The sequence below is a fragment of the Clostridium pasteurianum genome (assembly GCF_001705235.1).
GTDB lineage: Bacteria > Bacillota > Clostridia > Clostridiales > Clostridiaceae > Clostridium_S > Clostridium_S pasteurianum_A.
This window is the reverse complement of sequence record NZ_MCGV01000001.1, coordinates 3,150,098-3,169,406: the sequence shown is the minus strand read 5'-3', so window position 1 is coordinate 3,169,406 and position 19,309 is coordinate 3,150,098. Positions and strand designations below refer to the sequence as shown.

Here is a 19,309-nt window from a genome sequence, read left to right as displayed (position 1 = left end):
CCTTATTTAAGAGCTTCCGCTCCTCCAACTATTTCTGTTATTTCCTGAGTAATAGCACTTTGTCTTATTCTATTATACTGAAGATTTAGAGAATCAAGTAAGTCATTGGCATTTTTAGTAGCACTGTCCATAGAAGACATTCTAGATGCTTGCTCACTCGCTTTAGAATTTAATAATAAATTAAATACCTGTTGCTCTAAATGAAGCTTTACAGCTCTTTCAAGTATAATTTCTGCACTTGGCTCGAACTCAGCTATACTCATAGTATCCATTTTCTTAGGTTCAAGGGGAAGTATCTTCTTTACCTCAACTTTTTGAGTTACTGTTGAAATAAATTTAGTATAAACTACATAAACTTCGCCTACTTCACCTTTTGCATAAAGACCTAAAGCACGGTCCGCTATTTCTTTAGCTTCCTTTAACCCAGGTTCATTTGGAATATCAACATACTCTGATAAAGTATCATATTTAAGTCTTTTAAAATAAGATATTCCTTTTTGACCAACTGTTATAAGTAATGATTTTTCTTTATCTTTACTCATAACTCCGTCTGCAGCAGCTACAACAGCTCCGTTAAAACCTCCACAAAGACCAGAATCAGAAGACAAAGCTATATAAAGCTTTTTGTCACTTTTATTTCCTGATACATATAAATTCTTTTTATCACAAGAATTTACTATCTTATTCATGACATCATTAAAAGCCTCATAATATGCTTTATTAGCCTCAAGATTGTTCCTTGATTTTCTCAAATTAGAGGTGGCTATAAGTCCCATGGCGTTTGTTATTTTTTTAGTATTAGTAACAGACTTAATTCTTCTTTTAATAGCTATAAGTCCTGCTCCTGCCATTACTTCACCTCCTGCATAGGAAATTTATAACTTACTATTCCTGTGCTAAAAATATCTTTTTATATTCTTTGATAGCTTTATCAAGTGTACTATTTATTTCATCAGTTAATGTCTTCTTCTCAAGTATTTCTTTTCCTAAATCACTGTAATGAGTATCTATATAATCGAACAATCCCTTTTCAAATGCTTTAAGCTTTGAAACTTCAATATCCATTACATACTCATTAACAACCGCATATAGAATTATTACCTGTTTTTCAACTGGCATTGGACTATATTGAGGTTGCTTCATTATCTCAGTAAGTCTCTTACCTTTTTCAAGTCTCTTCTTAGATTCTTTATCAAGGTCAGAACCAAATTGAGCAAAAGCAGCAAGTTCAGTATACTGTGCAAGCTCAAGTCTTAAAGTACCTGAAAGTTTTTTCATTGCTTTAATCTGAGCACTACCACCAACTCTAGATACTGATATACCTGAGTTAACAGCTGGTCTTTGTCCTGAATAGAATAATTCAGATTCAAGGAATATCTGACCATCTGTTATTGATATAACATTTGTAGGTATATAACCTGCAACATCTCCTGCTTGAGTTTCTATTATAGGAAGTGCTGTTATAGAACCCCCTCCAAGTTTATCTGAAAGCTTTGCAGCTCTTTCAAGAAGTCTTGAATGCAAATAGAATACATCTCCAGGATATGCTTCTCTCCCTGGTGGTCTACGAAGAAGTAATGACATTGTTCTATAAGCAACAGCGTGCTTAGACAAATCATCATATACAATAAGTACGTCTTTTCCTTTAAACATGAAACTTTCTGCAATAGTTACACCTGAATATGGTGCTAAATATTGAAGTGGTGCTGAATCTGAAGCAGTTGCTGACACAACTATGCTATAATCCATAGCTCCCATTTCTTCAAATGTATTAACTATATTTGCCACTGTAGATTGTTTTTGACCTATAGCAACATAAATGCAGATTACATCTTTTCCTTTTTGATTTAATATAGTATCGATAGCAATTGCAGTCTTACCTGTCTGTCTATCTCCTATAATAAGTTCTCTTTGTCCTTTTCCAATAGGTATCATTGAGTCTATGGCCTTTAAGCCTGTTTGAAGTGGTTCATTAACTGATTGTCTATCAATAACTCCTGTAGCTTTTATATCTACTGGTTTTGATTCCTCAGCTTTAATTGGTCCTTTACCATCTATTGGCTGTCCAAGAGCATTTATAACTCTTCCAAGCATTTCTTTGCCAACAGGCACTTCAACAACCTTTCCTGTACTTTTAACAATGTCGCCTTCCTTGATTCCTTCTTCTGAACCAAGCAAAACACAACCAACATTGTCTTGTTCAAGATTTAGAGCCATACCATACACATTGTTTGGAAACTCAAGAAGTTCACCAGCCATACAGTTATCTAATCCGTATATTCTGGCAATACCATCACCTATTTCTATTACAGTACCTGAATCTACTGTCTCTATTTTACTTTCATAACCTTCAATTTGACTTTTTATTATTGAAGTTATCTCTTCAGGTTTTATGTTCATAGGCTCACCTCTATTTCTCTTCAAGCATTACTTTTTTCATGCTTTCTAATTTAAACTTAATAGTTCCATCAATTACATCATCGCCAACTCTTACATAAACTCCACCTATAATTGACTTGTCAATACTTTCTTTTAAAATAACAGTCTTATTATATTTTTTTGAAAGCTTATCTGTAAGAGCTGTTTGTTCCTCTTTAGTAAGTGGTATTACAGTTTTAACGTCTGCAATTACCTTATTGTGCTTTTCTAAAGAAATTATATTTAACTGATTTAAAATTTCATCTACATCGTCAATTCTTTTCTTTTCAACAAGAAGTAACAAAAAGTTTAACAGCTTTTCATCAATTTTACCCTTAAAGATTTCCATAAATATTTTCTTTTTTCCAGAAGTACTTATTTGCGGGTGTTTAGTTACTTGCATTATGCTCTCATTAGTTTTAATAAGTTTAGCTATTTGAGTAAAATCACTTATATACTCATCTAACTTTTGATTTTCTTCACCTACTTCATATAAAGCAAGTGCATATCTTCTATCTAAGAACTCATACATAATTAAATCCCTACCTTAGATACAAAATCTTCTATAAGTCTTCTATGCTCTTCTTCATTTATGGATTTTTCAAGAGCCTTAGATGATAATAATACAGCCAAATCAACAACCTGACTTTTAATTTCATCTTCAGCCTTTTCTTTTTCTCTTTGGGTTTCTCTTTTAGCTCTTTCTAAGATCGTCTGAGCTTCATTCTTAGCTCCTGTTGTTATCTCTTCTGAAACTTTTTCAGCCTTAACTTTATAATCTTCTACTATGGATTTTCCTTCTTCTCTTGCACCAGCTAACTTCTTTTCAGTTTCCACTTTTAAAGCTTCTGCTTTCTTTTTATCCTCATTAGCATTGTCAATAGTCTGTTTAATTTCTTCTGTTCTTGAATCAAGACTCCCATTGACACGGTCGTAAAAGAAATGTTTAATTACTAGGAAAAAAAGCAAAAAATTTATCAGAGTAAATACAAATCTAACTCCACTGGCTCCCATATATGCAAAAGCCTCCCTTCTGCTTATCTTTTAGCAAATCACCTGCTTATTACCATTTTAAGAATATTAATAGTAATGATACAAGTAATGCATATATAGCTGTAACTTCTGAGAAAGCTATACCTAATATCATTGTACTAGTTATTTTACCACTAGCTTCTGGTTGTCTTCCAACAGCTTCAACTGCTTTACCAGCAGCATTACCTGTTCCAATACCTCCACCAAGACATCCTATTGCAGCTAAACCTGCACCTAAAGCTACCATTCCATCTACAAAGTATTTAGAATTCATAATTCTTTTCCTCCTTATTATGTTATAAATAATAAATTTTATAGTTATCTGTATGTTTTAAAATACAAATTACTCTCATTAAAATTACTCTTCTGCAACTATCTTTATGTTAACCATTGTTAGCATAACAAATACTATCATTTGCACAACACCATCAAATGCATCAAAGAATCCATGTAATGGTATAGGAACTACAAGTGCAAAATGTCCCATAGCACCATAAACAAGTGCCATTATAACTGAACCTGCTACCATATTACCAAAAAGTCTGAGACAAAGCGAAAGCGGCAATGTCAACCTTTCTAGAATATTTATAGGAAGCAGCGGCAAAAATGGTTTAGTATAGCCTAGAAAATACTTTTTAACTCCATTTCTTTTTATTGCATTTCCCTGAACTATAAAAAATGTCAAGGCTGCTAATGCTGCTGGAACATTTATATCTTTCGTTGGTGGCTCAAATCCTATAAGCCCCATACAATTCATAAAGAGCAAATATAAAGCCAGTGCGCATATATATGGAGCAAACTTAACATATTTTTCTCCCATATTTTCTTTTACAACATTGTTAACTCCTTGAACAAGGATTTCGGCTACATTCTGTCTTCTATCTGGAATCTTTTTCATGTTCCTAGTCAGCACGATAGATACTATTGCAACGATGATCAATACTGCAAATTGAAGCACCATACTATCAGTAATATTTATTCCAAATAACTTAAACCATGATTCAGCTTGAATGCTAATATCCACTTAATCACTCCCTTCCACTATTATTTTTTAACAATAGTCCATAAATTATAAGTGCTATAAAGTGAGCACTATACCCACCTATATAGGCAATTAAATAATATTTATATATTTTATATAGAATAATACTTATAGCACAAACAAGTACCACCCTAAATATTGAACTAAATACTATAAGTGATTTATTACTTGATTTATTTATTAAAACAAAATTTGCTGTAACAGTGCTTAAATAAAAATTTAAAACTGCTGTGAAAATTCCTAGCACAGCAATTAATGAAATCACATAATTATTTATATTAATAAAAAGTACCGCAAATACCAAAATAGCAACCAGTATATCACAAATAGTTACAATTTTTAACATTTTTTTAATATCTTGATTCAAAACACTTCCTCCAGTAATTAAAACGATATTTCAATTATATATCTTAACCTTTTATAAATAAACCTCTATTTTAAGGATTTTTTTCACTCATTTAAGCTTTTTTGCATATATGATAACGATTAAAAATCATTTCTTGCCAACTTAATCAATTTAAATAAAAAATTCACTCATTACTGCATTACGCTAGTAATCATTCAAATAACTGAATATTTTAAACTCAATTATGATTTTTAATGACCTATTTTTTATCGTACACTTTTTTAATAAATTTAGCAATTAATTAAAATAATATGTATTGCGTATTAAATCTCCTTCACCATCATTTGACTTTAATTTTAACTTCATGCATCATTATATCAAAAAGTTATATATACAAAAAATATGTATTTGTTATTATATTTATACAAATATATGTATGAATTAATTATTCAGAGTGATTAATTTTATGGATATAAAACAGATTATCTACTTTCACGCAATTTATAATTTTAAATATTTAAACTTTATTTAAGCATATACTAAATTACTAATTGCACATGCATAAATAAAATATTTAACATAAAATTTATATATAGAATACCCCTGTAGAATTATTCCATTAATTCTACAGGGGTACTTTTAAAGCCACATATTAGCACTTTTCAACTAAAATTGCAGTTCCTTGTCCTCCACCTATACATAAAGTTGCCAAACCTTTTTTAGCATCTCTTTTTTGCATAGCATGTAAAAGAGTAACGAGTATTCTTGCACCTGATGCTCCAATTGGATGACCAAGCGCAATAGCTCCTCCATTAACATTTACTTTATTCATATCAAATTTTAAATCTTTTGCTACTGCTAAACTTTGAGAAGCAAAAGCTTCATTTGCCTCTATTAAATCTAAATCATCAACTGTCCAACCAGCCTTTTTAAGTGCTCCTTTTGTTGCATAGAAAGGTCCATATCCCATTATAGCTGGATCTAATCCTGCTGAACCATATGAAACAATCTTTGCAAGAGGTTTTATTCCAAGTTCTTTTGCTTTATCTGCGCTCATAACTACAAGTGCTGCTGCACAATCATTTAATCCAGATGCATTACCAGCTGTAACCGTTCCATCTTTCTTAAATGCTGGTCTCAACTTAGCAAGTCCTTCTATAGTACTTCCAAATCTAGGATGTTCATCTGTATCAAATACAACTTCACCTTTTCTAGTCTTAATAACTACAGGAACTATTTCATCCTTAAATTGACCTGTTTTTATAGCTTTTTCAGCTTTCTGCTGTGAAGCAAGAGCAAACTCATCCTGCTCTTCTCTTGTAAGATTCCATCTCTCAGCTATGTTTTCTGCAGTCATTCCCATATGATAGTCATTGAATGCATCCCATAATCCATCAGTTATCATTTCATCGATGAATTTTGAGTTTCCCATTCTATATCCCCATCTAGCATTATTAACTAAGTAAGGAGCCCTTGACATGTTTTCCATACCGCCAGCTATTACTACATCAGCATCTCCTGCTTTTATAATCTGAGCTGCCAAACTAACTGTTCTAAGACCTGAACCACAAACTTTGTTAACAGTAAGTGCTGGAATTTCAACTGGTAATCCTGCTCTAAATGATGCCTGTCTTGCTGGGTTCTGTCCTAATCCTGCTGAAAGAACATTTCCGAAAATAACCTCATTAACATCATCTGGTTTTATTCCCGCTTTCTTAACTGCCTCTTTTATAACTAAAGCTCCTAAATCAACTGCTGGTACATCTTTAAGACCTTTACCGTAAGATCCAATTGCTGTTCTTACTGCACTAGCTATTACAATTTCTTTCATTACAATAACCTCCTAAATTTTAATCTCATGTTCTAGTAGAATAACACACCACAAAACTTAAACTATTTATTCTCAAAAATCTTAACTTTAAATAGATTTTAGTTAAGTTGGTTTCACTAAATAAACTAAATTTTATAGCTTATTCTAAATATTTTCCATAATTGATTCCTAATTAAATTAATTCCTTACATCAATTTAATTATACCCACTATACCTATTTTTATCAATAGATTTTGTTAAAAAAAACACAAACTTTTTTTCAATTATAATAAAAAAACAACTTATATACGTATATAAATACATAAAACAAAGTATAATACACGTATATAAGTTCCCATTTAACCTTTATGTACTATTTATTAATAATAAAATCACAAGGTCTATCTTTAATATATCCAAAATGATATAATATAGCATCCACTATCCTGTCAGCTGCATTGCCATCACCATATGGATTTATAGCTTTACTCATTTTTTGGTACTCTTTTTCATCTCTAAGTATTTTGTAAGCCTCTTCTACAATTTTCTTTACATCAGTTCCAACCAATTTTACAGTTCCGGCATCAACTGCTTCTGGCCTTTCTGTAACATCTCTTAAAACAAGTACAGGCTTTCCAAGATGAGGTGCTTCTTCTTGAAGTCCACCAGAATCCGTCATTACCATAAAACATCTATTCATTAGATTGTGAGTTTCCTTAGTATCTAGTGGCGGAAGAAGATGTACTCCACGCATACCATTTAAATTTTTATATACTACTTCCCTAACTACTGGATTTAAATGTACAAGATATACTAACTCAACATCTTCATTTTCCTCCACAATTCTTCTTAAAGCAGTACATATATTTTCTATTCCTTTACCCCAATTTTCACGTCTATGTGCTGTTACCATTATTACCTTTTTGTTTTTATAATCCAGCTTATTTAATTCATCATTTTCAAAAACATAATTGTCCTCTACAGTATGGTTCATAGCATCTATTACAGTGTTTCCTGTAACAAATATATTTTTTTCATTTATGCCTTCATTTAAAAGATTTTGCTTAGAACCTGTAGTTGGCGCAAAATGTAAATCGGCAATAGTTCCTGTAAGCTTCCTATTCATCTCCTCAGGAAATGGAAAATATTTATTATATGTTCTGAGACCTGCTTCTACATGTCCAACTGCTATTTTTTTATAAAATGCTGCAAGTGCTGCCGTAAAAGTAGTAGTTGTATCACCATGAACAAGTACAATATCAGGTTTTACCTCATAAAAAATTTTATCCAATCCCTCTAGAACTCTAGCAGTTATTCCTGTAAGAGACTGCTTACTTTTCATTATATTTAGATCGAAATCAGGTTTTATGTCAAACAAATCAAGCACTTGATCGAGCATTTGTCTATGTTGTGCCGTAACACATACCTTAGATTCTATATTCTCATTTTTATCTAATTTTCTGACCAAAGGTGCCATCTTTATAGCCTCAGGTCTTGTTCCGAATATGCTGATTACTTTTATAGGTTTCATAATCCTGCCTCCTCAATTAATATTAGTATATCAAAAGTTATTTATGCTTAAATAATCCAAACTTCCACGCTAGAAAAGCTATGAATACTAAAACTCCAGCAAAAACAGCATATGCTTTGGTATTTGTAAGTTGCATGGCTATTACTGCTATAAGTCCTAATATAGCACTTATAAAATACATTATTAAAACTGCTTGTTTCTGACTTAATCCCATATCAAGAAGCCTATGATGTAAATGTCCTCTATCCGCTTGCATTATGGGTTTGCCATTTATTTTTCTCCTTATTATGGCAAAAATTGTATCATATATTGGAAGGCCAAGTACAAGAATTGGCACAGCCAAAACAACTGCAGAGGCAGATTTTATAGCTCCCTGAATAGATATTGCCGCAAGTGCAAAGCCTAAAAATTGTGCTCCTGTATCTCCCATAAAAATAGATGCCGGGTTAAAATTATATGGCAAAAATCCAAGTATAGCTCCACCTAAAATAATAGATAATATTTCTGCTTCCATTCTACTAGGACCATTTAGAAACGCAACTATAGCTATTGTCATACTTGAAATAAATGCTACCCCCGCCGACAATCCATCAAGCCCATCTATTAAGTTAAAGGCATTAGTAACTCCTAGTACCCATATAATAGTTATTGCTATTCCAACAAAATTATTTATATGTATAAACGAAAATGAATTACTTATTGGATTGGTTATCATTGAAATCCTAATTCTAAAAACAATTAAAACAAATGAACCTAAAAGCTGAAATATTATTTTCTGAAATGGCCTTAAATTTTTCAAATCATCGATAAATCCACCAAGAACTATTATTCCTCCACCTAATATTATGCCCATTTCTGGCTTTTGTATTGGACCTGGCTTTAATATCAAAACCAATACAAATGAAAAATATATTGCAAGTCCCCCTATTTTAGGTGTAGGCTTTTTATGAACTCTTCTTTTATCTTTAGGTACATCTATAGCATTTATACGCTTTGCAAATTTCCTAACAAGCGGTGTAGTTAAAAATGAAATTAACATTGCTGCAATAAATATAATGAACTTACTTCCCATATTTACCTTCCTTTTTATGTAGCTGAATACATTTCAGCAATCAATTGTTAAAATGTTGTAAAATGTCTGTCTCAAATTCCTTAGCTTAAATATTCTCCCTAATATCCCATCTCCCCACCAAGTGAGTCATCATTTTTAATCCAATCTTCCACTTCTATTTCTCTATAATCATTTTTCGTATCACGTATTACCACTTTACTTATTCCTGCATTTATTATAAGCCTTTTACACATAGAACATGGAAAAGCATTCTTAACAAACTCATGTGTTTCCGCATCTTTCCCAACAAGATAAAGTGTACTACCTATCATTTCATTCCTTGCAGCACTTATTATAGCATTTGCCTCAGCATGAACTGATCTACAAAGTTCATAATGGGTTCCACGTGGTACATTCAATTTTTTCCTTATACATGTTCCTAGATCACTGCAATTTTTCCTTCCCCGCGGTGCTCCTGTATATCCTGTGGATATTATTTCATCATTTTTTACTATTATAGCTCCATAATCTCTCCTTAAACATGTTCCCCTCTCAAGAACTGTTTCAGCTATATCTAAATAGTAATTACATTTGTCTCTTCTATCCATAAATAATTCTCCTTAATTAACTAGATAACTTTTCTCTAACTTAATCGTATTTCAACCATTTTTAATTATAGAGTAAAATGCAAAAAAATGCACACATTAATTACATGTTTTAATTAAATTTATACTCATTTTTAACTCCCCCCTGTGTATATTATTAATCATATCTCATTTTCGCACATATTTTGAGTGCTGCAACATAATAAACAAAGACAGAAAAAAATTAATAATAGAAGTTTGAGAACGATTTAAATAAAACTCAATAAGTCTTGCTCCAAATTATAAAAAGACTTAGAAATTTTAATTCAATAGGCTAATCATCAAAATTTCTTAGGTTCCCCATTGTTTGAAGCTTAGCATTATATAGTCTTTTAATTCAGATTTTCCGCAGCACTAGCAGAAGAAAATCCTCCTTGCATTTACTCTAAAGCGAAGTAACAGTATTTTAAGAACTGTTTAAATAAAACTCAATAAGACTAAGCTCCAAATAATGAAAAGACTTAGAAATTTTAATCTGTTTGAGATGAACATCGAGTTATTAAAATTTCTTAGGATTTTCATTATTTGGAGCTTAGTCTTATGAGTTTTATTTAATGTTCTAAAATACTGTTACTTCGCAGCTACTTGCAAATGATTTGCATTGTGATTATAATATAATAATGTAAATAAACAAACTCAATAATTTTTTATGCCATTTCAACAATGTAAATCATAGGAGTGATTTTTTAATGATATCCATCGAAAATTTGTGTTTTTCTTACAATAGAAATTCAGATTACATACTAGATAATTTAAATTTGAACATAGAAAATGGTTCTTACACATCCATAATAGGTGAAAATGGTGCGGGTAAAAGTACTTTATTAAAACTTATTTTAAATATATTAACACCACTTAAAGGTACCATTAAAATTAATAGTAATAGAATAGGTTATGTGCCTCAAGGTACAGAAAATTTCAATTTTGCATTTCCTATAACTATCTATGAAATGCTCATGTGTCACGCAAAATCTTTAAAATTGAAAAATCCTGATTCCTTAATTGATAAATCTCTTAAAAATATCGGTATGGAAAATTACAAGAATAGTCTTCTCGGTTCACTATCTGGAGGTCAAAAGCAAAAAATATTCCTTGCACGTTCTTTAATAGGTAATCCTGAGCTTCTAATTTTAGATGAGCCTTCAACTGGTGTAGATGTAAAGAGTCAAAAAGAAATTTACAGCTTTCTAAAAGAATTAAATTCAAAAAATGGCATGACAATAGTATGCGTTGAACATAATTTAAATGCAGCTTATAAAAATTCGACTCATATCTTTAAATTAAACAAAAATAATGGAACTTTATTTAATATAAAAGATTTCTTAAAAATTAATAAGGAGGTCTTAAATAATGATTGAACTCCTTCATTTAAGCTTTATGCAAAACGCTTTACTTGCTTCAATAATGATCGCAATTTTATGCCCACTAATAGGTATTTTTTTAGTACTTAAGCGCTACTCAATGGTTGGAGATACTCTCTCTCATGCTTCATTTGCTGGAGTAGCCATAGGGATATTTATAGGTGTAAATCCTATGATAACAACATTTATATTTGTTTCTATCTGTGCTGTTTTAATAGAATTTCTTAGAGATTCCTTTAAACAATATTCTGATTTAATACTTCCAATTGTATTAACATTTTCAGTTGGAATTGCTATAACTTTAACAACCAGTGGACGTGCTAGTGGGAACATAGAATCTTTTTTATTTGGAAGCATTTTAACTGTCGAAAAAAGTGATTTAATATCTATTTTTATTATAAGTGTTGCTTCTTTAGTTATTATAACTCTATTTTACAACAAGTTTTTATATACAACCTTTGATGAAATAGGTGCACGGGTTTCTGGAATAAACACAAAGTTTTTAAATTATCTATTTTCTCTTCTTGTAGGCTTTGCTATATCAATTTCCATAAGAATAATAGGAATACTCGTTGTATCATCACTTCTAGCTGTCCCTGTAGCAGCTGCTATGCAGTTTAAGAAAGGCTTTAAAAAGACATTGATATTATCTATAATATTTAGTTTTATAGATATACTAGTTGGTTTATTTAGCTCCTATTACTTAAATTGTGCTCCAGGTGGAACAGTTGCACTTACATCAGTTTTCACATTAATAATTGCTATTGCAGCACAAAAAATTTATCAATATAATTAATTATAAACAATACATTAAAATTAAGAATTAAGAATTAAAAAATTAAGAATGATAGTAACTTTTTTTCCGTTCCACTACAAAAAACTTGTAATATAAAAGAACATTCCCACTGGTGGAAATGTTCTTTTATATATTATAGATTTTCTAGAGCAAATCGGCGAAAAATCGTCCTTTACTCTTAATTTTTAACTTTTAATTCTTAATTTTTTCTATTTTGTACCAAATAGTCTATCTCCAGCATCTCCAAGACCTGGAACTATATATCCATTTTCATTTAATTTTTCATCTATGGCTGCAAGATAAATATCAACATCAGGATGTGCTTCCTGTATTGCTGCTATTCCTTCAGGTGCGCCGATAAGACACATTAATCTTATGTATTTTGCTCCTCTTTTCTTAAGAAGTGTTATTGCATCTATTGCTGAACCACCAGTTGCAAGCATTGGATCAGTAATTATTATATCTCTTTCTTCTATATCCTGAGGAAGTTTACAGAAATATTCTACAGGCTTTAATGTCTTTTCATCCCTATATAAACCTATATGCCCAACTTTAGCTGCTGGTATTAATCTTAATACTCCATCTACCATTCCAAGACCAGCTCTTAAAATAGGTACTATTGCAACTTTCTTTCCTGCAAGCATTTTACATTTAGTCTTGCATACTGGAGTCTCAATTTCAACAGTTTCAAGCTGCATATCTCTTGTTACTTCATATGCCATAAGCATTGATATTTCCTCTACCATCTCTCTAAAATCTTTAGATCCTGTATGTTTATCTCTTATAAATGACAACTTATGTAATATAAGCGGATGTGATATTTGTGTTACTTTACTCATTATTTATTCCTCCCACTATACTTTTTTTCTATATCTATAATTTTATTTATTCTTCTTTGGTGTCTATCACCTTGAAACTTTGCACTTAAAAAAGTATCAACTATATCCATAGCTAATCCTGGACCTACAACTCTTCCTCCCATTGCAAGTATGTTTGCATTATTATGCTCCCTACATGCATGGGCACAAAATGTATCAGTACATACAGCAGCTCTTATTCCTGGAACTTTATTTGCCGATATGCTTATTCCTATACCTGTTCCACAAACAAGTATTCCAAAATCAAAATTCTTTTGAGCAACCTCTTCTGCAACCTTTAATGCATAATCTGGATAATCACATGAATCCTCAGTATAAGTACCAAAATCCTTGAATTCAATATTTTTTTCTTCTAGATGTCTCATAACTTCTTTCTTTAAAGAAAATCCTGCATGATCACTACCTATTGCTATTTTCATAAAGCACCTCCACTAATACATAATTGCAAAAAAAGAAGATAAGAGTATGTCATTAAATACTTCTATCTTCATTTAATTTTTTAATAAACACTTTTAGTCTTTTTTCAATGTCTTCATAAGTCTGCCTATAAACTTCAATATCTCTACCATAGGGATCAGTTATATCCCCTCTTACTTCTGTATATTCACTTAAAGAATAAATTTTATTGGCATTTTTCTCCATATAGTCTCTAAGCATATCACTTAATAATGATGTCATTGTTAAAACTAAATCGCAATCATCAACTAAAAAAGGAGTCAATTGCACAGCCTGTCTATTTGATATATCTTTATTAAGTCTTTCTTTAACAACTAATGCTGAATTTAAGGATGTTTTACTTCCAGGAATAACAGAAGTACCCGCTGAAAAAGCTTCTATACCTTGTATATTGCACATACTATTAAAAATAGCTTCTGCCATACAGCTTCTACAAGTATTGCCAGTACATACAAAAAGTATTTTCATAAAATCCTCCTTAAAATCGCAAATTTAAATTATAATAAGCCTCAAGCTGCCTACAACTTGAATACATTTCCTTAAAAATAACCTATCTTAAACATTCAATATATCAAATCCAGCTGACTTGTTTAATCGATTCATAATGGCAATCCCAAAACCTTTTTCATCAAAAGCTTCTGATAGTATTATATCCACTTCATGGTCATCAAAAGTTCTTAAGGTTTCAAACAAATTTTTACCTATAGAGTACATATCCTTTCTACTTCCAAGGGATATTACAGTACCCTGTTTATAGCTACCTTTTGTTTCATCAGTTGCCATTATTCCAACCTTTTTATTGTCATCTATATAATTTTGCACCATTTCATTGATTTTTTCAATAGTTTTTTTCAAATCTCCCTTTATTATTTTTACCGGTGCCTTGGGAGCATAATGTTTATACTTCATTCCTGGTGCCTTTGGACGAATTTTATCATTAGTCTTCATATTCACTGCAGGATCAATATAAGCATCTTTATCTATTGTTCTTACCATTTCAATGGTAATTGCACCTGGTCTAAGAATGCATACAGGATTAGTTGTACAATCTATTACAGTAGATTCCAAGCCAAATTTACAGTGGCTTCCTCCGATTATGTAATCAACCTTTCCATTTAAATCCTCTATACATCTTTCAATATCTGTTGGACTAGGTCTACCAGAAATATTGGCTGATGGTGCCGCTACCGGCACACCAGAACTTTTTATCAAAGCCCTTGCTACTTTATCTGATGGCATTCTTATACCAATACTTGAAAGACCAGCACTAGTAACATCAGATATTATAGACTTTTTTTTCATAATTAAGGTCATAGGACCTGGCCAAAATTTTTTTGCAAGCTCCTTTGCAGTACGGGATACTTCTTCAGCAATTTTGTCTATATCATTAAATTCAGATATGTGAGCTATAAGTGGATTATCCTGAGGCCTTCCCTTAGCTTCAAATATTTTCCTTACAGCCTCACCATCCTCAGCATTTGCTCCAAGTCCGTAAACAGTCTCTGTTGGAAAAGCAACCAACTTGCCATTTCTTATAGCATTTCCTGCTTCTTCGATAACACTGCTATCTAAATTATCCTCATTTAGTTTTATTATTTTAGTATACAAACTTAAACACCTCAGGTTTCTTTAATCTTTTTAAGCTGCTCTATACATTCATCACTAAATTTAGCCTGCAAGCATACTTTAAAAAGAGTATTCAAAAGTATATATTTTTTATATCCTCCATTTCTTATAATTACATAGTAATAATCAGATTCAGGATATACTTTTTTCATTTTCACATAATATTCAGCTGCAATAGGATATCGCTTTAGAAAATTTTTGCCAACATGTTTTAAATATTTATTTCTAAATCTAAATCTCGTTATTAAAATTATTCTTAAATCTTTTCCATCACTTTCAGTATGAACAAGATTTACCTTTTCACAAACCACATTATTATTTTTCTTGAACAATCCATCTGTTATCCTAAGCATAAAGCCATCATATTCATGCTTTAAGTAACTATTGCTTATTCTCACCATTATAGATAAAGATATGAGAAATTCTATCATAACTAAATAGATTATAAAAAATATATTGGCAACATGTGATGTCATAAGGATTATTGGCAATATAACAAAAACAAAGCACATAAAAAGAACAAATAAATTGTCATAGCTATTTTGTTTTTTTATGGCTTTACTTAAATTCACAATAATCACCCTCTAAAATCAATCGTTAGTATTTCCCATTTCTTTCATCTTTTCTGCTTGGTCAGCAGTTATAAGACCATCTATAACTTCATCAATATCACCATCAAGAAATTGGTCAAGCTTATAAATTGTAAGACCTATTCTATGATCTGTTATTCTTCCTTGAGGAAAATTATAAGTTCTTATTCTTTCACTTCTATCGCCGCTGCCTATTTGATTCTTTCTATTTTCTGCAATTTTTGCACTTCTCTCTGCCTCTGCTCTTTCATAAAGTCTTGCTCTAAGTACCTTCATTGCTTTTTCTTTATTTTTTAACTGTCTTTTTTCATCTTGGCATGAAACAACTATACCTGATGGAATATGTGTTATCCTTACTGCCGAATCAGTAGTATTTACACACTGACCACCATGTCCTGTAGCCCTAAACACATCTACTCTTATATCATTAGGATTTATTTTAATATCAACATCATCAACTTCTGGAAGTACAGCAACTGTAGCAGCAGATGTGTGTATTCTTCCACTAGATTCTGTATCTGGAACCCTCTGAACTCTATGTGTTCCACTTTCATACTTAAGTCTACTGTAAGCTCCATTTCCCTTTATCATAAATACAATTTCCTTAAAACCGCCTAAATCAGTTTCATTTGCACTCATAACTTCAACATGCCAGCCCTGTCTCTCTGAATATCTTGTGTACATTCTGAATAGGTCACTGGCAAAAAGAGCAGCTTCTTCTCCTCCTGTACCACCTCTTATTTCTACAAACACATTTCTGCTGTCATTTGGATCTTTAGGAAGAAGCATTACTTTAAGTTCATCTTCATAATTTACTATATTTTTTTCAAGTTCTTTTATCTCTTCCTCTACCATTTCTTTAAGTTCAGGGTCCAATTTATCTCTAAGCATTTCCTTATCTGCTTCAAGATCTTCTCTTGCTTTTTTATATTCTCTATATTTTAAAACTATAGTTTCAACTTCTGCATGTTCTTTGCATAACTTTTGCCATTCATGTTGGTTGGCCATAATAGATGGATCACTTATTTTTACTGATAATTCATCATACTTACTTTCTAAAAAATCAAGTCTTTCTAACATTATTTATCACTCCGTATTTATATTTTCACAATTTTTAATTATAACATATTAAGCCTCTTATAATCAATAAATTCAGCCTCGCTACAATCCACCTCTTACGGCTAAAACTACTCTATCCATTCTTGCAAGATCCTTTATAGTTTCCACGTGAACAAAACCTTCTTCTTTTAATATACTTTCCACGTCATTTGCCTCATCGCTTCCAATTTCATACGCAATAAGACCATTGTCATTTAAAATTTTCTTACTCATTGACGTTATTTTTCTGTAAAATTCAAGTCCATCTTCTCCACCTGAAAGTGCCAGTTTAGGCTCATAATCCTTAACATCTTTCATTAATTCAGGGATTTCATTTTCCCTTATATATGGTGGATTAGACACTACAACATCAAATTTTTCTCCTCTTTCTATTGAATTTCTTATAAGGTTTCCCTTTTCTATTCTTACCCTGTCCTGAAGTTTTAAACTACTACAATTTAATGAAGCAACCTCAACAGCCTTAGGTGATATATCCGTACAAAGTACTGTAACTTCATGTACATATTCTGCTATAGAGAGTCCTATTGCACCACTTCCAGTGCAAACATCACATACTGTCTTGTAGTTTTTATTCTTTATGCGCTTTATAACTTCCTCAACTAAAATTTCAGTATCAGACCTTGGTATTAATACTCCACTTTTTATGGTAAAATTAAGCCCCATAAACTCGCACTTTTGAGTTATATATGCAATGGGCATTTTTTTCTTCCTCATATCAACACATTCAAAATATTTATCCACTAATTTATCGTCTATTTCATAGTCCCTGTTAGTAAGTATGAATAATTTATCCCTTTTAATAACATGACACAGTAGAATCTGGCTATCTTCCCTATAGAACTCATTATTCTTCTCTTTTAAAAGATTATATGCCTTAAAAAGAGCCTCTTTTATTTTCATTCTTTATACTTCTCCTCATCTATATCAGTTTCTATGTCATCTTCTTCTATTTCATCATCTATACCTTCAGCAACCTTTAAAGCTTTTATTGCAACTTCAAGCTGATCCTCTGACGGTTCCCTAGTTGTAAGCCTTTGAAGCATTAATCCTGGACAGGCTAATATTTTTGAAATTTTGCTTTCACTCTTTCCCATCCACTTTATAATTTCGTAAGTAATCCCCGAAACAATAGGCAAAAGTACAATTCTCCATATCACTCTTTCAGGAAGCGAATTCCACTTTGTAAAAGAAAAAACAATTATACTTACTATCATTACTAAAAATAAAAAATTCGTTCCACATCTAGGATGAAATCTTGAATATTTTAATGCTTTATCTGGTTTCAATTCATCTTCATTTTCATAGCAAAAAACTGTCTTATGCTCTGCTCCATGGTACTGAAAAACCCTTTCAATATCACTCATCTTGCCTATAAGATATATGTACATTATAAATATAGCTACTCTTATTATACCTTCAAAAAAATTTAACGCTATAGAATTCGAACTGAATTTTGAAAATAAATTTGCTAAGAAAGTAGGTAATATAAAGAAAATACCAACTGCAAATACAAGCGATATTATAAGTGAAAAACCCATTATAAGATCATTAGCTTTGTCACCTAAAACTCTTTCAAGCCATTTTTCAAACTTTGAAGGTCTTTCCTCATCTTCTTCATCTTCAAAAAATGAAGCTGAATAATTTAAAGTTTTAATACCTATAATAAGTGATTCAATAAGTGATACAAATCCTCTTATAAATGGCAAACCAAAAAATTTATTTTTTTTGGTATATGGGATAATATCTTTAAAATCAACTACTATATTTCCATCAGAAGTTCTAACTGCTGTCGCTACTCCCTTCTGTCCTCTCATCATAACTCCCTCAATTACTGCCTGACCACCAACTGAACCTTTTCTACTCAATTTTTATTCCACCTCTTTTTTAGGGACAACATGGCATTTCCTGCATCTTGCTTCATAGGATTCTTTTGCACCCACCAAAACTGTTGGTTCATCATAATTTGCCGGTCTTCCATTTATAAGTCTTTGAGTTCTAGTGGCTGGATTTCCGCAAACCATACAAATTGCCTGAAATTTATCTACAAATTCTGCAATTGCAATAAGATCCGGCATAGCTCCAAACGGCTCTCCTCTAAAATCCATATCAAGTCCTGCACAGATAACTCTTTTATTTTTATCCGCAAGATCATTTACAACTTTTACTATACCTTCATCCAAAAATTGTACTTCATCAATTGCAATCACCTGTGTATCATCCTTAAGAAATTTTAATATATCCTTACTGGTTTTTATTGGAACTGCTTCTTCCTTTTCTCCTATATGCGATACCACATCTTCTTTACTATATCTATCATCAATTTCTGGCTTAAAAACCTGAATCCTCTGTTTTGCAATTTTTACTCTTCTTACACGTCTTATAAGTTCCTCTGATTTTCCACTGTACATCGGTCCTACAATTACTTCAATCCATCCGTGATTTTTTGGTCCATACATAAAATATTATCTCCCTCATGAAAATTTTCCAAGTATCTATATTCTATCAAATATAGAGAAGTAATTAAAGTACTTAATTTAGACAATATACAATTTTATTGACTAAGGCCTTTCTAAATGATATAATATCATAGTTGATAATGTAAGATACTT

General features: G+C 31.3%; 22 protein-coding genes. 2 read left to right on the top strand and 20 right to left on the bottom strand.

What is annotated here, in order from left to right; all coding sequences use genetic code 11:
• Positions 1–2: 2 nt before the first annotated feature.
• From atpG to BEE63_RS14205, 11 genes are all read right to left on the bottom strand, one after another.
• Entirely contained in the window at positions 3–851 is an 849-nt protein-coding gene (atpG, locus tag BEE63_RS14255; protein WP_066022028.1) for an ATP synthase F1 subunit gamma, read from the bottom strand.
• Between the two features lie 34 nt (positions 852–885).
• On the bottom strand, positions 886–2,400 hold the full coding sequence (gene atpA, locus BEE63_RS14250) for a F0F1 ATP synthase subunit alpha (RefSeq protein WP_066022027.1): 1,515 nt from the start codon (positions 2,398–2,400) through the stop codon (positions 886–888).
• Positions 2,401–2,410: 10 nt separating this feature from the next.
• Positions 2,411–2,950: a F0F1 ATP synthase subunit delta gene (locus BEE63_RS14245; protein WP_066022026.1), complete on the bottom strand. Its 540-nt coding sequence runs from the start codon at positions 2,948–2,950 to the stop codon at positions 2,411–2,413.
• Between the two features lie 2 nt (positions 2,951–2,952).
• Complete coding sequence (locus BEE63_RS14240; RefSeq protein ID WP_066022025.1) at positions 2,953–3,432, bottom strand: F0F1 ATP synthase subunit B; 480 nt, start codon at positions 3,430–3,432, stop codon at positions 2,953–2,955.
• A 49-nt stretch (positions 3,433–3,481) separates the two neighbouring features.
• A complete protein-coding gene (atpE, locus tag BEE63_RS14235; protein ID WP_066022024.1) occupies positions 3,482–3,724 on the bottom strand; it encodes an ATP synthase F0 subunit C in 243 nt (80 codons plus the stop codon).
• Positions 3,725–3,808: 84 nt separating this feature from the next.
• On the bottom strand, positions 3,809–4,474 hold the full coding sequence (locus tag BEE63_RS14230) for a F0F1 ATP synthase subunit A (RefSeq protein WP_066022023.1): 666 nt from the start codon (positions 4,472–4,474) through the stop codon (positions 3,809–3,811).
• A 4-nt stretch (positions 4,475–4,478) separates the two neighbouring features.
• Entirely contained in the window at positions 4,479–4,859 is a 381-nt protein-coding gene (locus BEE63_RS14225; protein ID WP_066022022.1) for an ATP synthase subunit I, read from the bottom strand.
• A 631-nt stretch (positions 4,860–5,490) separates the two neighbouring features.
• Positions 5,491–6,669, bottom strand: a complete 1,179-nt coding sequence (locus tag BEE63_RS14220) for an acetyl-CoA C-acetyltransferase (protein ID WP_066022021.1) — start codon at positions 6,667–6,669, stop codon at positions 5,491–5,493.
• A gap of 352 nt (positions 6,670–7,021) precedes the next feature.
• On the bottom strand, positions 7,022–8,179 hold the full coding sequence (gene wecB / locus BEE63_RS14215; RefSeq protein ID WP_066022020.1) for a non-hydrolyzing UDP-N-acetylglucosamine 2-epimerase: 1,158 nt from the start codon (positions 8,177–8,179) through the stop codon (positions 7,022–7,024).
• Between the two features lie 37 nt (positions 8,180–8,216).
• Positions 8,217–9,251 carry a glycosyltransferase family 4 protein gene (locus BEE63_RS14210; protein ID WP_066022019.1) on the bottom strand — a complete coding sequence of 345 codons (1,035 nt, stop codon included), beginning with the start codon at positions 9,249–9,251 and terminating at the stop codon, positions 8,217–8,219.
• A 98-nt stretch (positions 9,252–9,349) separates the two neighbouring features.
• Positions 9,350–9,838, bottom strand: a complete 489-nt coding sequence (locus tag BEE63_RS14205; RefSeq protein ID WP_066022018.1) for a dCMP deaminase family protein — start codon at positions 9,836–9,838, stop codon at positions 9,350–9,352.
• Between the two features lie 725 nt (positions 9,839–10,563).
• On the opposite strand from BEE63_RS14205, the gene BEE63_RS14200 reads away from it, so the two are divergent.
• Both BEE63_RS14200 and BEE63_RS14195 read left to right on the top strand, forming a co-directional pair.
• The gene (locus BEE63_RS14200; RefSeq protein WP_066022017.1) at positions 10,564–11,232 is read left to right on the top strand and encodes a metal ABC transporter ATP-binding protein; all 669 of its coding nucleotides are present in this window, start codon (positions 10,564–10,566) and stop codon (positions 11,230–11,232) included.
• On the top strand, positions 11,225–12,031 hold the full coding sequence (locus tag BEE63_RS14195) for a metal ABC transporter permease (RefSeq protein WP_066022016.1): 807 nt from the start codon (positions 11,225–11,227) through the stop codon (positions 12,029–12,031). Before BEE63_RS14200 ends, BEE63_RS14195 begins: the two co-directional genes overlap by 8 nt.
• A 209-nt stretch (positions 12,032–12,240) precedes the next feature.
• Here BEE63_RS14195 and upp read toward each other — a convergent pair whose 3' ends face one another.
• The 9 genes from upp to BEE63_RS14150 form a co-directional block, all read right to left on the bottom strand.
• Positions 12,241–12,870, bottom strand: coding sequence for a uracil phosphoribosyltransferase (gene upp, locus BEE63_RS14190; RefSeq protein ID WP_066022015.1), 630 nt, complete (start codon positions 12,868–12,870; stop codon positions 12,241–12,243).
• Complete coding sequence (gene rpiB, locus BEE63_RS14185) at positions 12,870–13,328, bottom strand: ribose 5-phosphate isomerase B (protein ID WP_066022014.1); 459 nt, start codon at positions 13,326–13,328, stop codon at positions 12,870–12,872. The genes upp and rpiB overlap by 1 nt, the downstream gene beginning before the upstream one ends.
• A gap of 52 nt (positions 13,329–13,380) precedes the next feature.
• On the bottom strand, positions 13,381–13,833 hold the full coding sequence (locus tag BEE63_RS14180; RefSeq protein ID WP_066022013.1) for a low molecular weight protein arginine phosphatase: 453 nt from the start codon (positions 13,831–13,833) through the stop codon (positions 13,381–13,383).
• An 87-nt stretch (positions 13,834–13,920) separates the two neighbouring features.
• Positions 13,921–14,973, bottom strand: coding sequence for an L-threonylcarbamoyladenylate synthase (locus BEE63_RS14175; RefSeq protein ID WP_066022012.1), 1,053 nt, complete (start codon positions 14,971–14,973; stop codon positions 13,921–13,923).
• Positions 14,974–14,984: 11 nt separating this feature from the next.
• Complete coding sequence (locus BEE63_RS14170) at positions 14,985–15,563, bottom strand: hypothetical protein (RefSeq protein WP_066022011.1); 579 nt, start codon at positions 15,561–15,563, stop codon at positions 14,985–14,987.
• Between the two features lie 18 nt (positions 15,564–15,581).
• Complete coding sequence (gene prfA, locus BEE63_RS14165) at positions 15,582–16,661, bottom strand: peptide chain release factor 1 (RefSeq protein WP_066022010.1); 1,080 nt, start codon at positions 16,659–16,661, stop codon at positions 15,582–15,584.
• Positions 16,662–16,742: 81 nt separating this feature from the next.
• Complete coding sequence (prmC, locus tag BEE63_RS14160; RefSeq protein WP_066022009.1) at positions 16,743–17,600, bottom strand: peptide chain release factor N(5)-glutamine methyltransferase; 858 nt, start codon at positions 17,598–17,600, stop codon at positions 16,743–16,745.
• The gene (locus tag BEE63_RS14155) at positions 17,597–18,565 is read right to left on the bottom strand and encodes a DUF1385 domain-containing protein (RefSeq protein ID WP_066022008.1); all 969 of its coding nucleotides are present in this window, start codon (positions 18,563–18,565) and stop codon (positions 17,597–17,599) included. Before BEE63_RS14155 ends, prmC begins: the two co-directional genes overlap by 4 nt.
• Positions 18,566–18,568: 3 nt before the next feature.
• Positions 18,569–19,156, bottom strand: coding sequence for a thymidine kinase (locus BEE63_RS14150; RefSeq protein WP_066022007.1), 588 nt, complete (start codon positions 19,154–19,156; stop codon positions 18,569–18,571).
• Between the last annotated feature and the right edge of the window lie 153 nt (positions 19,157–19,309).

Coding starts and splice junctions, on each gene's coding strand:
- atpG (WP_066022028.1), bottom strand. CDS start 851: ATGGCAGGAGCAGGACTTATAGCTATTAAAAGAAGAATTAAGTCTGTT.
- atpA (WP_066022027.1), bottom strand. CDS start 2,400: ATGAACATAAAACCTGAAGAGATAACTTCAATAATAAAAAGTCAAATT.
- BEE63_RS14245 (WP_066022026.1), bottom strand. CDS start 2,950: ATGTATGAGTTCTTAGATAGAAGATATGCACTTGCTTTATATGAAGTA.
- BEE63_RS14240 (WP_066022025.1), bottom strand. CDS start 3,432: ATGGGAGCCAGTGGAGTTAGATTTGTATTTACTCTGATAAATTTTTTG.
- atpE (WP_066022024.1), bottom strand. CDS start 3,724: ATGAATTCTAAATACTTTGTAGATGGAATGGTAGCTTTAGGTGCAGGT.
- BEE63_RS14220 (WP_066022021.1), bottom strand. CDS start 6,669: ATGAAAGAAATTGTAATAGCTAGTGCAGTAAGAACAGCAATTGGATCT.
- wecB (WP_066022020.1), bottom strand. CDS start 8,179: ATGAAACCTATAAAAGTAATCAGCATATTCGGAACAAGACCTGAGGCT.
- BEE63_RS14210 (WP_066022019.1), bottom strand. CDS start 9,251: ATGGGAAGTAAGTTCATTATATTTATTGCAGCAATGTTAATTTCATTT.
- BEE63_RS14205 (WP_066022018.1), bottom strand. CDS start 9,838: ATGGATAGAAGAGACAAATGTAATTACTATTTAGATATAGCTGAAACA.
- BEE63_RS14200 (WP_066022017.1), top strand. CDS start 10,564: ATGATATCCATCGAAAATTTGTGTTTTTCTTACAATAGAAATTCAGAT.
- BEE63_RS14195 (WP_066022016.1), top strand. CDS start 11,225: ATGATTGAACTCCTTCATTTAAGCTTTATGCAAAACGCTTTACTTGCT.
- upp (WP_066022015.1), bottom strand. CDS start 12,870: ATGAGTAAAGTAACACAAATATCACATCCGCTTATATTACATAAGTTG.
- rpiB (WP_066022014.1), bottom strand. CDS start 13,328: ATGAAAATAGCAATAGGTAGTGATCATGCAGGATTTTCTTTAAAGAAA.
- BEE63_RS14180 (WP_066022013.1), bottom strand. CDS start 13,833: ATGAAAATACTTTTTGTATGTACTGGCAATACTTGTAGAAGCTGTATG.
- prfA (WP_066022010.1), bottom strand. CDS start 16,661: ATGTTAGAAAGACTTGATTTTTTAGAAAGTAAGTATGATGAATTATCA.
- prmC (WP_066022009.1), bottom strand. CDS start 17,600: ATGAAAATAAAAGAGGCTCTTTTTAAGGCATATAATCTTTTAAAAGAG.
- BEE63_RS14150 (WP_066022007.1), bottom strand. CDS start 19,156: ATGTATGGACCAAAAAATCACGGATGGATTGAAGTAATTGTAGGACCG.